The sequence below is a fragment of the Zooshikella sp. RANM57 genome, assembly GCF_050749885.1.
Taxonomy (GTDB): Bacteria; Pseudomonadota; Gammaproteobacteria; order Pseudomonadales; family Zooshikellaceae; genus Zooshikella.
On record NZ_JBOIUB010000008.1, the window covers coordinates 206,587 to 221,179 of the forward strand.

At 38.9% G+C, this 14,593-nt stretch carries 14 protein-coding genes; 9 read left to right on the plus strand and 5 right to left on the minus strand.

Annotated features, from left to right (window positions below; translation table 11 throughout):
- Window positions 1-22 precede the first annotated feature (22 nt).
- A complete protein-coding gene (tcdA, locus tag ACQ96U_RS17645) occupies window positions 23-817 on the plus strand; it encodes a tRNA cyclic N6-threonylcarbamoyladenosine(37) synthase TcdA (protein ID WP_431722583.1) in 795 nt (264 codons plus the stop codon).
- Between the two features lie 18 nt (window positions 818-835).
- Here tcdA and ACQ96U_RS17650 read toward each other — a convergent pair whose 3' ends face one another.
- Window positions 836-2,545, minus strand: coding sequence for a SufS family cysteine desulfurase (locus ACQ96U_RS17650; RefSeq protein ID WP_431722584.1), 1,710 nt, complete (start codon window positions 2,543-2,545; stop codon window positions 836-838).
- A gap of 205 nt (window positions 2,546-2,750) precedes the next feature.
- On the opposite strand from ACQ96U_RS17650, the gene ACQ96U_RS17655 reads away from it, so the two are divergent.
- A complete protein-coding gene (locus ACQ96U_RS17655) occupies window positions 2,751-3,197 on the plus strand; it encodes a VanZ family protein (RefSeq protein WP_431722585.1) in 447 nt (148 codons plus the stop codon).
- 8 nt (window positions 3,198-3,205) lie between these two features.
- On the opposite strand, the gene ubiT is transcribed toward ACQ96U_RS17655, so the two are convergent.
- Window positions 3,206-3,688, minus strand: coding sequence for a ubiquinone anaerobic biosynthesis accessory factor UbiT (gene ubiT / locus ACQ96U_RS17660; RefSeq protein WP_431722586.1), 483 nt, complete (start codon window positions 3,686-3,688; stop codon window positions 3,206-3,208).
- A 141-nt stretch (window positions 3,689-3,829) separates the two neighbouring features.
- On the opposite strand from ubiT, the gene ubiU reads away from it, so the two are divergent.
- From ubiU to ACQ96U_RS17675, 3 genes are all read left to right on the plus strand, one after another.
- The gene (gene ubiU / locus ACQ96U_RS17665; RefSeq protein ID WP_431722587.1) at window positions 3,830-4,828 is read left to right on the plus strand and encodes a ubiquinone anaerobic biosynthesis protein UbiU; all 999 of its coding nucleotides are present in this window, start codon (window positions 3,830-3,832) and stop codon (window positions 4,826-4,828) included.
- Window positions 4,829-4,836: 8 nt separating this feature from the next.
- Window positions 4,837-5,712 (plus strand): U32 family peptidase, encoded by an 876-nt coding sequence (locus ACQ96U_RS17670; protein ID WP_431722588.1) that lies wholly within the window; start codon window positions 4,837-4,839, stop codon window positions 5,710-5,712.
- A 908-nt stretch (window positions 5,713-6,620) separates the two neighbouring features.
- Window positions 6,621-7,484 (plus strand): DUF4123 domain-containing protein, encoded by an 864-nt coding sequence (locus tag ACQ96U_RS17675; RefSeq protein ID WP_431722589.1) that lies wholly within the window; start codon window positions 6,621-6,623, stop codon window positions 7,482-7,484.
- A gap of 198 nt (window positions 7,485-7,682) precedes the next feature.
- Here the strand turns inward: ACQ96U_RS17675 and ACQ96U_RS17680 are convergent, their stop codons facing one another.
- Both ACQ96U_RS17680 and ACQ96U_RS17685 read right to left on the minus strand, forming a co-directional pair.
- On the minus strand, window positions 7,683-7,868 hold the full coding sequence (locus tag ACQ96U_RS17680; RefSeq protein ID WP_431722590.1) for a PA3496 family putative envelope integrity protein: 186 nt from the start codon (window positions 7,866-7,868) through the stop codon (window positions 7,683-7,685).
- Between the two features lie 146 nt (window positions 7,869-8,014).
- The gene (locus tag ACQ96U_RS17685; RefSeq protein ID WP_431722591.1) at window positions 8,015-8,872 is read right to left on the minus strand and encodes an SIS domain-containing protein; all 858 of its coding nucleotides are present in this window, start codon (window positions 8,870-8,872) and stop codon (window positions 8,015-8,017) included.
- Window positions 8,873-9,058: 186 nt separating this feature from the next.
- On the opposite strand from ACQ96U_RS17685, the gene uvrD reads away from it, so the two are divergent.
- The 4 genes from uvrD (at window position 9,059) to ACQ96U_RS17705 (ending at window position 13,854) form a co-directional block, all read left to right on the plus strand.
- Window positions 9,059-11,233 (plus strand): DNA helicase II, encoded by a 2,175-nt coding sequence (gene uvrD, locus ACQ96U_RS17690; RefSeq protein WP_431722592.1) that lies wholly within the window; start codon window positions 9,059-9,061, stop codon window positions 11,231-11,233.
- 302 nt (window positions 11,234-11,535) lie between these two features.
- Window positions 11,536-12,645, plus strand: a complete 1,110-nt coding sequence (locus tag ACQ96U_RS17695; RefSeq protein ID WP_431722593.1) for a TRAP transporter substrate-binding protein — start codon at window positions 11,536-11,538, stop codon at window positions 12,643-12,645.
- 105 nt (window positions 12,646-12,750) lie between these two features.
- The gene (locus tag ACQ96U_RS17700) at window positions 12,751-13,029 is read left to right on the plus strand and encodes a polyhydroxyalkanoic acid system family protein (RefSeq protein WP_431722594.1); all 279 of its coding nucleotides are present in this window, start codon (window positions 12,751-12,753) and stop codon (window positions 13,027-13,029) included.
- Between the two features lie 183 nt (window positions 13,030-13,212).
- Window positions 13,213-13,854 carry a TetR/AcrR family transcriptional regulator gene (locus ACQ96U_RS17705; RefSeq protein ID WP_431722595.1) on the plus strand — a complete coding sequence of 214 codons (642 nt, stop codon included), beginning with the start codon at window positions 13,213-13,215 and terminating at the stop codon, window positions 13,852-13,854.
- A 57-nt stretch (window positions 13,855-13,911) separates the two neighbouring features.
- Here ACQ96U_RS17705 and ACQ96U_RS17710 read toward each other — a convergent pair whose 3' ends face one another.
- Complete coding sequence (locus ACQ96U_RS17710; RefSeq protein ID WP_431722596.1) at window positions 13,912-14,376, minus strand: phasin family protein; 465 nt, start codon at window positions 14,374-14,376, stop codon at window positions 13,912-13,914.
- Between the last annotated feature and the right edge of the window lie 217 nt (window positions 14,377-14,593).

Below are 14,593 nucleotides of genomic sequence, written 5' to 3' on the forward strand. Positions count from 1 at the left end.
GATAATTAGCACACACTGTACAATGAATAGAGACGTATTTGAGCAAAGATTTTCAGGTATAACACGCTTGTATGGCGAGCAAGCAACTAACAGCATTGTTAATGCACATATCTGTGTCATTGGCATTGGCGGTGTTGGTTCCTGGGCTGCAGAAGCATTAGCTCGAACAGGTGTTGGCAAGCTTACCTTAATTGATTTAGACGATATTTGCGTTACTAATACCAATCGCCAAGTACACACTTTGCAGAGTACTGTAGGCCATAGTAAAGTTGCAGTAATGGCGGAACGTATACGACAGATCAATCCTGAGTGTCTGGTTGAAGAAGTGGATGACTTTATTACTGAGGATACCCTTGAAGAGTATATCTCAACCGATTTCTCTGTAGTCATTGATGCCATTGATAGTGTTAAAGCGAAAGCGGCACTTATCGCTTTTTGCAAAAGGCGCAAGATTCCTATCATTGTGACTGGTGGTGCGGGAGGGCAAAAAGATCCTACTCAAATTACCTACGGTGATTTAAGTAAAACGTATAATGATCCGCTTTCTGCAAAAGTGCGCTCTTTACTAAGAAGAAACTACAATTTTAGCCAAAATCCAAAACGACGTTTTAGTATTGAATGCGTTTATTCTACTGAACAACTCGTTTATCCACAGGCAGATGGTTCTGTTTGTCAACAAAAGTCCTTACAAGAGGGTAGTACCCGCCTAGATTGCGCAAGTGGTTTTGGCGCAGTGACGATGGTCACTGCGGCTTTTGGGTTAACTGCCGCAGCGCGCGCAATAGAAAAGGTTTTAAAAAAAGCAAACAATATATAGCAAACTTTAATAGTTATTTTAACTGTTAATTGTTTGATATTCTTGTGCTATATGCTGAATAGAATGCACAATACTGTTTAAACCATTGCTTCTTGATGGACTTAAATGATGAGCTAAATTTAGGTTAGAAAATAGCGCTTGGAAATCAGTGGCAAGAATATCTTCAGGCGTTTTATTATTTGCGAGGCTTATGACTAAGGTAAGTAAGCCTCTTAAAATTCGCGCATTACTATCAGCCCAAAACAGCAGTGTTTTATTTTGCTCATCAAAGTCAGAAACCAGCCATACTTCGCTCTCGCATCCAGATACTCGATTTTCTTCAATTTTATATTCTGTAGGTAATGGGGGTAACAGTTTGCTATTTTGCATAATAAGACGATAGCGATTGTCCCAGTTTTTCTGTGCAATAATTTTGGAGGTTATTTGCTGGCTGTCTAATGACAGGGGGGGTAAATCCTTTGAGTGATGACTCAAAGCTTCAGAGGGTTTGTCTTCTGAGTGTTTTAAAATGCTATGAAGAGACTCAATTAACCAATCAATTTCTTGCTGGGTATTATAAAAAGAAAGAGAAATTCGTAGTGTTCCCGTCAAGCTCAAATATTCCATAAGTGGCATTGTGCAGTGATGACCTACGCGAACGGCAATGCCTTTTTGATCAAGTAACATACCAATATCTTGAATATGTTCATGGGAAAAGGTCAGTGCTGCGATGGGAATTTTATTAGGTTGATCTATTGAATGTGTTGGACAGATGAGGTTGATACCTGGGATTGTGCTCAGTGCCTCTTGCAGATAATTCATTAATTGATGTTCGTAGGTTATGAGCTGTCTACGATCAACCGTTTCAAGATAATCAATGGCGGCACCTAAACCAATTGCACCGGCGATATTAGGTGTTCCTGGTTCAAACTTGAAGGGAAGTTGATTATAGGTTGTTTTTTTAAAGCTAACATGTTGAATCATTTCTCCACCTGTTTGCCAGGGGGGCATCGCCTCAAGTAAATCATAACGTCCATACAACACGCCAATACCTGTTGGACCGTACATCTTGTGGCCAGAAAAAACGTAAAAATCACACCCTAATTGTTGTACATCAATGGGAAAATGGCCTACCGCTTGAGCACCATCGACAATGGTAGTGATTTTATGTTGTGCAGCGAGCTTACAAAGTGTTGAAATGTCATTGATTACACCAAGCGCATTAGATACATGCGTTAAAATAAGTAGACGAGTCTTGTCAGAGAGGTGTTGTGGCACTATCTCGGGGTCAATATGTAGCGCATTATTAAGTGGTAAGACTTTAAGCTTAGCGCCGGTTTGTTGAGCAACTATTTGCCAGGGAACAATATTCGCATGATGCTCAAGAGGTGATATAAGTATCTCATCGTCTTTTTGTAAGGTTGAGAGCCCATAGCTTTGAGCAATCAGATTTAAGCTTTCTGTGGCTCCTTTGGTCCAGATAATTTCTTCTGATCGAGTAGCATTAATAAAGTGTTGAACCTTATTTCGAGCATTTTCAAAGCGTTGGGTGGCGACACTACTTAAGAAATGGCTAGCACGGTGAACATTGGCATTGCACTGTTGATATACATCGACTTCGGCTTGTATAACTGAAGTTGGCTTATGGGTTGTTGCAGCATTATCAAAATACACCAAAGGGTATCCATGCACTGAATGGAGCAGTCCAGGAAAATCTTGTCGTATTGCATTAACGTCAAATAAGCTCATAAAGTCGGTCTGTTATTATTCCTGTGGGTTGGAAGGCAGTTTAATGTGTAGTTATGATTTTGGGAAGTTTAACCTTGCGTAATAGTTAAAAATTAAATGACAGTTTAATTGTTATTTCCAGAGTGCGTATCTATTCTTCGAATTATATCTGTTTTCATAGATATTTTTCCTCCTGATTTGATTTGGTATTCAATAATAGATATTCATGATTAGGCTCATTTTTTTTGTAATCTCTTGTTTAATTGTTTGGATACTATATTGTGCAGAACAAGGTACATTGCCGTATGTTTTATATCGTATCTACAAATTTCCTGGCGGGGATAAATTAGGCCATTTTTTAGCGATGGGTTTTATTGTTTTAACACTTGTAGCCAATGCTTTAGGTGTTTTAAAACAGTATCGTATTTTCTGTGTTATTCTAATTTCAATGATAACGGCTATTTATGCAACATATGCTGAATTTGCCCAACAACATATCATTTATAGAACTTTTTCATACTATGACTTAATGAGTAGTTATTTAGGTATAGTAATTTTAGGAATGATTCCAAGTATTATATTAGCCCAAGCTCGTTTTGGGAGTGAATGGGCTACAGTTTTTTATTGGTTTAACCTAAGAATTAAGTTAATGTTAATTAAAGTTAATTTTTAGAGGCGCTATTAAGTCTGTGGTAATGGAAAAGTAGTAGACAGCAGGCGAATGATATGTCCAAGTGGAAAGCCAAGTTTATCTAGCTCAACCGTATCAAGTATATTTTTGAAGCCATGACTCAGAGCTGTATTACCTTCCAATAACAGTCGGCGTTGGAAAAATAATGTATCAGGATCAACTTGTTGAGTGATTAATGCAATGGCATCGGTTAACTTACAACTGATACTGGCGTCAGGCTCTCCTTTTTCTTGTACAATACAACGCTGTGTTTGTGGGTTATAGCTTAAAAAATAGCTTAAATCACAATCCAAGAGTTTTAGTTCTATCCACTGGTCTTCAAGAAAATCAAGTTCCCCATCATTTACTACAGAGCACAATAAGTGATTGAGAAGCTTCTCCAATACATGTGTTTGTAAAATGGCTGGGCATAAGTGCACAGGTTTGGTTAAAAGTGCTGCATGTTTCTCAAGCGCTGTAAGCAATAAGTTCATGGGATAATAGCTATCTTCGTTGTCATCAGTAGTAGTGCAATCTAGGAAACCTGTAAAAGATTTGCGTTGATATCAATCAACGGTAGTGTAGGCAGACTATGTTACTTTGCTGGACATTTTCCTGCTGCTTGAGGTGTCCATATGTTAGAACTTGTGTGTCCTGCGGGTAATTTGCCTGCTTTAAAAGCAGCAGTTACTCACGGGGCTGATGCTGTTTATGTTGGGTTTCGAGATCAAACCAATGCACGTCACTTTCCGGGTTTGAACTTTTCTGCAGAAAAGTTGGACGAAGGTATTCAATTTGCCAAGCGGCAGGGTACCAAAGTCTTTCTAGCATTAAATACTTATCCACAAGGAGCACAAATTAGGCCTTGGTTACAGGCAATAGATAATGCGGCGTCAATGAACGTGGATGCTTTAATCATTGCTGATTTAGGACTTATGGCTTATGCACATCAGCATTATCCTCACTTACCACTTCATCTGTCAGTACAAGGTTCAGCAACACATCCTCAAGCATTGCATTTTTACCAGAAGACATTTGGCGTTAAACGGGCTGTTTTACCAAGAGTCTTATCGGCCAAGCAGGTTGCACAAGTAGTAGCCAATTCAACCGTTGATATTGAAGTGTTCGCATTTGGTAGCTTATGTATTATGGCTGAAGGACGTTGTCACTTGTCGTCTTATTTGACGGGTGAGTCGCCTAACAAAAATGGTGCTTGCTCACCTGCACAGTATGTACGTTGGGAACCACAGGAGCAGCACCTTGATGTACGTTTGAATGGTGTGCTTATTGATCGTTACCAGCCAAATGAACCTGCAGGTTATCCGACATTGTGTAAAGGACGCTTTCAGGTTAACCAGGAAACATTTCATGTATTAGAGGAGCCAACCAGTTTAAATACATTAAGCTTGTTACCTGAGTTGTATCAAATGGGGGTGAAAGCGGTAAAAATTGAAGGACGTCAGCGTAGTCCTGCCTATGTGGCTAATGTTGTACGTATTTGGCGCGAAGCGATTGATCAACTTAAAGCGAATCCAGAAGCGTTTCTTGTTCAGGAGCAGTGGGCTCAACAGCTGTGTAAGCTGTCTGAGGGAGTACAAACAACATTAGGTGCTTATTCACGGCCATGGCAATGAGAAATGATATGAAACTGTCTTTGTCTGCAATACCATTTTACTGGCCAAAAGGGGATGTTGCTCATTTTTATGAGCAAGTTGCTACAAGTGCCGTGGATTATATTTATCTTGGTGAAACTGTATGTGCTAAGCGTAATGAGTTGTCGTTAGAGGATTGGTTGGTCATTGCTAAAGATCTGCAAGAGGCTGGTAAGCAAGTTTACTTATCTAGCTTAGCACTGGTTTGTGCAAAGAGTGACTATAAGTTGATTGAGCGTGTTTGTAACGCTGGCATGACGGTTGAAGCGAATGATATGTCTGCGGTCTCCTTGTTATGTGAAATGCAAGTGCCTTTTGTTGTAGGTAGTAGTATTAATATTTATAACCATCTCAGTTTATCTGTATTGCTTGATAAAGGACTTATTCGGTGGGTTCCACCTGTTGAAATGTCAGGTCAACAAATTAAAGAAACATTGATTGAGCTTGATAATACACAGCAAGAGCGCCCTGAAGTTGAAGTTTTCAGTTATGGATGGTTACCCTTAGCTTTTTCTGCTAGATGTTTTTCTTCAAGAGCAAAAGGTGTTCAAAAAGATAACTGTCAGCGTAATTGTTTAGATGATCCAGAAGGGCTAAAAGTCCAAACCAGAGAAAAGGATCAACTGTTTACGCTTAATGGTATTCAAACGCTGTCTGGTAAAAAATGTAATCTATTACCGTTGATGGGGGCATTAAGTGAGGTTGGTGTTGATGTGGTTAGAATAACGCCTCAACGTGAAGGCTCGTTTGAAGTAATACATGTTGCTCAACAAGCTTTGGAGAGCAGTGAAGCTTTTAATGAATTAGCTGAAGATGAATGTAATGGTTATTGGTATGGTGCTCCAGGCTTGATTGCAACAGGGTAATATGTGATAACGTGTGTTACATGTATGAAGTAAAAATGATTTTTAAAATAGTGTTTTTTAGGTTAATCGTTAAAGCAAAACCTTAGAGAACAGAAATAAAACATATGCTGTATTTTTGTTCTCTAGCACTTTGATAAAATTACAAAAGTATATTGTAAAGATTTTAGGGCTCTATACTGACTAGAGTTGCGATTTTCGTGTGTATTTGCCAAGGGAAAAGTATCCCCATTGCACTGAATATGCATAGTACTTTTATAATTAATATCCTGTCATATTGACTTTTATGTTATAGCGCTATCATAGTGAGAATATGCACGGCTTTGCTGGTACTTAAAATCACTATTTTTGAGGTGCCCTAATAGTTAATCCAGCATAATATACCTTTTATCTGAGTAGTATATTTTTATAATATACGTATAATGTCTTATATATAAAATATAGCTATGCTTATGCAAAGAGGTAAAAGTGCATGCGAGGTATTGGGAAACGTTTTACATATTGAGATATGTTGATGGTAGATGTTGTTATGTAAGATACATTAAGTGGTTTTATATCATACAAATATAATAAAAAGTATTGAAAACCTGTTGATTAATATAGAAAAAGTACAAGAGTTTACATGGGGAGTAACATTGTTGTTAACGGCCAGGATAAAAGGGTAAACCTAATACTCTATAAGTGATGTAAAACTGTTGTTTAGCTTGGGCTCACTACTTGACGTGGCATAGTTTATAAGTTGTGCTACGCTATTCAAGGTTAGGAAGTTTAAGATGGATCGTATGCTGTACGGCATGACGTGTATATAAGTAAAGATCAATAATAGAAGTAAAAGGGATCAAACCAGTTCTGTTTGCAGATAACATGATCAAATAAAAGCAAACACGCATAATATGCCAATGGAGGGAGTGATGCTGCTCGTTGCCTATCGGGAGAAGATGTCTGCAGCAATAGAAGAAGAGGGGGCAGACAACCTATATTTTGTATTAGATTCAGCTTGCGAGGCTGAATTACCTGATAAAATATGGGAGCTTGATGATAACTTCAATCCTCAGTGTGAATCATTATTTAGAGGAACACCTGCAGAAGACTTATTTGCACAAGCACCTTACTTAATTAAGTTAGAACCTGATAGTATGCTGTATGAGTGGGTTCTTAATAAGTCTTGTCAGGAGCCACTAGGCTTTTTTGCTTTTTGTTCAGAAAATATCGCTGCTTATTTTGTGCACTTACAACGTGTATTGGAGTTTATTTTACCAAATAAACATTGGGTACATATTCGGTATTATAACCCTACATTATTGAGATTATTGAGTCGTACATTAGCGTGTTACCAACTTAATCAGTTAATAGGTCCAGCTACACGGTTAATTGGTGCAGATTTAATGACTGATGAGCTTTTTGACTTAGCTAAGGATAGTCAAAATGCTGATATTTATGAAACCAGAACTTCCCTTGTTATTAGCCGTCAACAGTTTTCAATGTTGATCAGTCAGGCTTTAACTTATGCACTAACGTGGTCTATACAAAATAATTTTCAAAATGAGTTGGACGAGGGAATGATGAGCAAGACAATAATGCTTTTTAATAAATTAAAAAAATCATCAAGTACTGTTGATAGTGAGTCACTTATTGAGCTGGGTTACATAAATAGTTTAGTAGAATTTTTGACTCCAATTAGTGCAGAAGGCACTATTTTAAGTCAGGCTATCTTGAATTATTGGGAAAAAGTCCGCATTACAGGCAATGGTGTTTTACTTAATAGTGTAGCTTAAAAGTATTAATAACAATAGTTGCTCTATAGGCATCTATTGTTATACCCATATGCGAATGACTTTTAGGGGAAGTTCGCATTCGTTAAAATTTTGTCACTTATTTTTTATAAGCTTCTTCAATTTAGCATTTAGCGCACCCTACAAGTTTTCGCGATGGGTATACTGGATAAGTTTGTGTACTATGTTCAATTTTGATTTCTAATTACCTTTTCCCCAGTAGTCGTCACCAATGAGCGAATTCAGTCGTTTGTTTTCAAAGTAGTCTTCAATGGCCCTCCGTGCTAATAGAGAACGCTGAGAAGATTTTTCTCGGTTGGATTTAACAGCGTGTTGCGTTGAAAATTGATTATTATTGTTGTTGGTTTCAGTTGCTTCAATACGCATAGCCGCACCTTTCTGTTGTATCGTTATTGGTAAGATGCAATATTCAAATGACGAAATTATGAAATTAAAGTGACAACCTCAAGAAGAAAAGTGGTAAATATCAATGTTTAATACTACTTCTTAGAAAAGTATCTTGATAGTGTGAGTTATTTCTCTTTTTTATTTAAGCGTAGTGTTCTTAAGTTTTCTTTAATTTGTTTTAGTTGATTATTGATGTCTGGTTCTTTTGTTAATGCGACACCCATCGCTAACATATCGATGACAACCAAGTGAGCAATTCGAGATAACAAGGGAGTATAGCGGTCTGTATCTTCCTGAATACCAATGTCTAATACCCAGTCAGCAAGTAGTGCAAGAGGGCTATGTTCTGGGCATAAGCCAATTACTTTGGCAGATGTCTGTTTTACTAACTGTGTTATTTGTAATAACGCATCTGTTCTTCCCGTTTGAGAAATAACCACCACGGTGTCATCAGCGCTAAGTGTGGCTGCAGACATCGCCTGCATATGGGGGTCAGTGTAGGCTGCACAGTGTTTAATCAGACGAAAAAGTTTATGTTGTGCATCTTGCGCAACAATACCAGATGCACCAAAGCCATAAAACTCAACACGCTCACTGCTTGCCAATCTGATAATTGCTTGTTCAGCTACTGCGGGAGAAACAGTATTTTTAGCTTTTAGCAAACTTTCAATGGTGTTATCGAAAACGGTCTCTAATGTAGCGGGTGTGTACGTTTGTTGGAGACGATAGGCACCAAAATTACTATGTTGCGCCAGGTTTTGGGCTAACTGTAGTTTAAAATCCTGGAAGCCTTTACAACCAATTGCTCTGCAGAAGCGTACAACAGTAGGTTCACTCACCTCTGTTGCCAATGCAAGATCAGCAATACTCAGATGGATCGCAGCAGATGGATGTTTTAGTACATATGTAGCGACTTTTTGTTCAGACTTTCTTAACGCTGAAAACTGTTGTCTGATTTGATTGAGTAGGCTGCTCGACTGCATTATCAAACTCATTCCTATTAACAATGTAGTAATACTACAAAATTCTTGTATTAAACGACAGTTATCACGCTACGTGTCATGTTGCACTCTTTACGAGAAGAAACTGGTCAATATGATCAAAAGAAGCGAAAATGGGCTGATTTCTGGCGATTTAAGCGACATAGCTAAAGGTTTTTTCCACTGCTTATGGATATTTCTCATATATTGAATGACTTAAATGACGCACAACGCGAAGCTGTTACCACTACAGCAGATACTGCACTGGTATTAGCGGGAGCAGGGAGTGGTAAGACACGTGTACTAGTGCACCGGATTGCCTGGTTAGTGCAAGCTGTTGGTATCTCTGCACACAGCGTGTTAGCAGTGACATTCACCAATAAAGCGGCCGCAGAAATGCGTTCACGGATTGAGTCATTACTTAATATTCCAGCAAGAGGCATGTGGGTTGGCACCTTTCATGGTATTGCACACCGTTTATTACGGGCGCATTGGCAGCTAGCAGGTTTACCTGAGCAATTTCAAATCATGGACAGTGATGATCAACTGCGTTTGATTAAACGACTGATGAAAGAGATGGGGTTAGATGATAGCAAATGGCCCCCACGACAAGCGCAGTGGTTTATCAATAACAAAAAAGACGACGGGTTGCGTCCAGAGAATATTGAGGATTATGGTGACCTACAAACCCGCACATGGCTGAAAATATATACCGCTTATGAAGCTGCGTGTAGAGCGGGAGGGCTTGTTGATTTCGCAGAATTATTATTACGATCTCATGAGCTTTGGCTAAAACAGCCAGAACTACTGAAGCATTATCAGCAACGCTTCTCTCATATTCTTGTAGACGAGTTTCAGGATACTAATGCTGTACAGTATGCATGGCTGAGAGTATTGGCTGGCCAACAGGCAAGTGTTATGGCTGTGGGTGATGATGATCAGTCAATTTACGGCTGGCGTGGTGCAAAAATTGAAAACATACGGCAGTTCAGTAGTGACTTTCCAAATGCTGTCACCATTCGTCTGGAGCAAAATTACCGCTCTACTAGCACTATATTAAAAGCAGCTAATGCATTGATTGCTCATAATAATGATCGTCTTGGCAAAGAGCTTTGGACTGCAGGTGACGGCGGTGACAAAATAAAGGTATACGCTGCTTATAATGAAGTTGATGAAGCACGCTTTATCAGTGAGCAGATCCAGGCCAGGGTTGATGAGCATGGCAGTTATAAAGATATTGCCATCCTGTATCGTTCAAATGCCCAGTCTCGGGTTCTGGAAGAAGCATTATTGCGTTCAAGTATCCCCTACCGCATATATGGTGGTCAGCGCTTTTTTGAGCGTGCTGAAATTAAAAATGCACTGGCTTACCTTAGACTATTGAGCAATCCTTCTGATGATACGGCTGTTGAGCGTGTTATCAATGTGCCTGCTCGGGGGATTGGTGAAAGAACGGTGCAAGTACTCCGAGATTTTGCTCGAGAGCAACAGTTGTCTTTGTGGCAATCTGGTCAAGAGGTTATTACACGTAAGCTGTTGCCTGCACGTGCACTCAATGCACTTCAACAGTTTTATACACTTATTCAAACGATGCAGCAGGCAACAAAGGGCTTGCCTTTACATGAGCTAACAGACCATGTGATCGCTGTGAGTGGTTTGATTGAACATCATCGTAAAGAAAAAGGTGAGAAGGGCCGAGCGAGAATTGAAAACTTAGAGGAGTTAGTGACTGCAACTCGTGAGTTTGATCCTGTGGAGGCTATTCCTGATAGTGAGGATGAGTTGAGCCCTCTTGCACTGTTTCTTGATCATGCGGCATTAGAGGCAGGAGAAACACAAGCAGCTCAATATGAAGACAGCGTGCAGATGATGACCTTTCACTCTGCTAAGGGGCTTGAGTTCCCGTTAGTGTTTATGGCGGGGTTGGAACAAGGCCTTTTTCCACACGCCATGTCGCTGGAAACACCTGATGGAATGGAAGAAGAGCGACGGTTATGTTATGTGGGAATTACACGCGCTATGCAACAGTTGTATCTCACATATGCTGAAACTCGTCGCCTGCATGGCACTGAGAACCTGAATAGACCATCTCGTTTTTTGAAAGAAATACCTAAAGATTTGCTACAGGAAGTACGTCTGACGACTAAGATTTCTCGCCCTGTCTCGTTAACGACAAAGTCTATGAAAGCCTCAATACCGGATACGGGGTTGGCGCTTGGGCAACGCGTACAGCATAGTATTTTTGGTGAAGGGATTATTTTGAATTATGAAGGTCAAGGCGCTCAAGCACGTGTACAAGTAAACTTCGATCATGAGGGCGTAAAATGGCTAGTAGTCTCTTATGCAAAGCTAGAGGTTATTTAGCGAATAATTATCACTTCATTAAATTACTGCTTCACGTTCAGTAATGAGCAAGGTACATTAACATTGAGGTACATTAATATATAGTTACCCCTTCGTTATAGGTATATATCTCCAACGGATGGAGATATAAAACACTTATGACAAAAGCTTAGCCACAGTAAAGGGGTGATATGTTTAAGTTTCAGTGGTTAAAAATAAAAAGAAGACCAAATAAGAATAAAAGAGGGTACCCAAGCTGATATAACAATAATAAATCCATCTGCTGAGGGTATGAAATGAGCAAAGTGTAGGGAGTCATAAAAATGAAACGTCGTGATTTTATGACTGCAGCCAGCTTAGGTGCAGTCGGGGTTGCTGTTGCTGGGTGTTCTCAGCAGTCTGAAAAAGAATGCAGCCAAGTAGTTAAACCCGAAGAAAAAAGCACGATACATTGGAAAATGGTGACAACCTGGCCAAAAAATTTCCCCGGTTTGGGCACTGCACCTGAACGTTTCGCTAAAAATGTAAAAATTATGAGTAACGGGCGCCTGGAAATCAAAGTATATGGAGCGGGTGAGCTGGTGCCTGCGTTAGAAGTGTTTGATGCGGTCTCCAATGGCACAGCAGAAATGGGCCATGGTGCAGCCTATTATTGGAAAGGAAAATCAGCTGCTGCACAGTTTTTTGCGGCAGTACCTTTTGGCTTTAATGCTCAGGAAATGAATAGTTGGCTGCACTATGGAGGTGGGCAAGCGTTATGGGATGAAGTATATGCCCCATTTAACCTTAAGCCCTTTGCCGGAGGCAACACTGGTGTGCAAATGGCAGGTTGGTTCAATAAAAAAATTGAATCAACAGAGGATCTAAAAGGCTTGAAAATGCGCATTCCTGGTCTTGGAGGGGAAGTATTAAAAAGATTAGGAGGAGTACCTGTTAATATTCCAGGAGGCGAGTTATTTACTGCATTACAAACAGGTGCAATTGATGCAACAGAATGGGTTGGTCCTTATAATGACCTGGCATTTGGCTTATATAAAGCAGCTAAATATTATTATTACCCAGGATGGCACGAGCCAGGGACGACACTAGAAGTCATTATCAATCAAAAAGCACTTGAATCATTGCCGACGGATTTACAGGAAATTGTCAAACAAGCTGTGCGTGCTTCAAATCAAGACATGCTTGATGAGTATACCGCCAGGAATAATAGTGCATTAGAACAATTAGTTAATAAGTATAACGTTACCTTGCTTCGCTTACCTGATGATGTCTTAAAAAAGCTTAAAGAGACATCAGAAGTAGTTGTGAATGAAATAGCTGAAACTAATGAGCTCACAAAGCGGATTTACACATCATTTGTTCAGTTTGCCAAGCAAGTAAAGGATTACCACAAAATTTCAGAACAAGCTTACTATGAAACAAGAGCGTTATAGTTGAATCATGAAATAGCCTTGTATACTCTTTGCTATAAAGGCGAAGGGTATTAGCCCTAGCATTAACAACGTGGTTTATGTCGTATTTGAGGATCTATTCGGTCAATGGCTAATATTGAAATTAAACGCACACATGGCACCAGTATTGAGAAGGCAAAACAAACTGTACAGAAAATTGCGGATGAAATGCAGTCTTCTATGGGGTTAACATGCCAGTGGGATAGTGATTATCACCTAACCTTTAAACAAACTGGTGTTCAGGGTTCCATTAAAGTAAGTGAAGAACTTGTTGAGATTGATGTGAAGCTCAATGCTATTATGAAAGCATTTAAAGGTACCATTGAGCAACAGATAAATCAGCGTTTAGATAAAATGATAAAATAGCAGCTCATTTAGAGTTTCTTGATCATTTTAATAATGCTTGCCGTTATGGTCGTTATTTAAATGAATATATTGACGGCAAGCTACAGAACCCATTAGGAACAGTGTAAAATGATCGCTGTTACAAGCCGGACTGATCCCTAAAAAATAGGGATTCTGATTTTTTAACCTAACAAGGCTGTTTAGATGAAAACCAGGGAGCGGATTTTAATAACAAGTCTAGAGTTATTCAATAGTAATGGTGAGCCTAATATAACAACGATTGACATATCAAATGAAATGGATATCAGCCCAGGTAATCTTTACTACCACTTTCAGGGCAAAGAAGAAATTATCACAGAACTTTACCTCAGGTATGAAAGTGAAATTATTGAACTCTTAGATTCACCTAGCAGGCACTCATTAGCGATTGATGATTACTGGTTATATTTACATTTAATATTTGAAACAATACATAGTTATCGGTTTTTATATAGAGATTTATTAGATTTATTAGCGAAAAATCAAAAAATAAAACCTCGTTTTACACGCGTTCTGAGTAAGAAAAGAAAAACATTTATCGAAATATGTGAATACTTAAGGAATGCAGAATACTTGGTTGCAAGTGATGATGATATTGCAGTATTAGCTGATAATGCAACTGTTATTGCTACTTTTTGGCTAAATTATGAGGTTATGCGTACCAAGAAAGAGTACGATACGCGTTATATAAATCAGGGGATTTATCAAGTTATTTGTTTGGTTAAACCCTACATGATTGATGAGCAGCGCGAAATACTAGAGAAACGAAGCCTCATTTACAAGTCATCTGTTGGCTTTCCTGCATAAAATATACCCTTCGTGAAATGCTTTATCACACGAAGGGTTTAACCTCGAAGGTATATATTATACAGCGGCAGGTTTTTTCGCCGTTGATGAGGTTGAAGTTTTAGAAGAAGCGCTGGTAGTACTGGATGATGTTGAGCTTTTACTGCTAATGCCTCTATCTGAGGTTAAGGATTTTACCGCTTGGCTTAACTCTTCAATTTGATGACTTAGCTCTTTTAGTTCATCACGTGATCCACTTGATAGTTTATCTTTCAACTGTTTTATTCTGCTTTCTAAACGATCAGTTGTTTTAGATTTTATTTTTTCCTTTACTTCGTCTACTTTAGTTTGTGTACGGGCTTGTACTTCTTCACCGTCTTTAACTAGGTTTTCAAATAAGCGAATACCTTCTTGACCCAGTTTTTCATACTGAGCGTAGGCTCCTAATCCTGCCAGCCAGATTTTATGAGCAGAATCACGAATTCCTGTAAGTAATGATTTTTCTTTATCAGTTGTTTTATCGGTTTTTTTAGCATCTGACATTGTAGCGTCCTCGTTGCTTGGGCTGGGTAACCCTTTACGATGTGTTTTGGGGGCTAAACCTCAGCTTTATTACTTAACACTAAGTATTTTACTACTAAAGAAGTACTTTACTGTAAATGTCAACTTTATAAGCTAAGGATATATAACACTTCTACAGTTCACTTTTCTTCAATAGCTCGACTATAGCAATGAAAATTAGAATGAACATACTAAATTT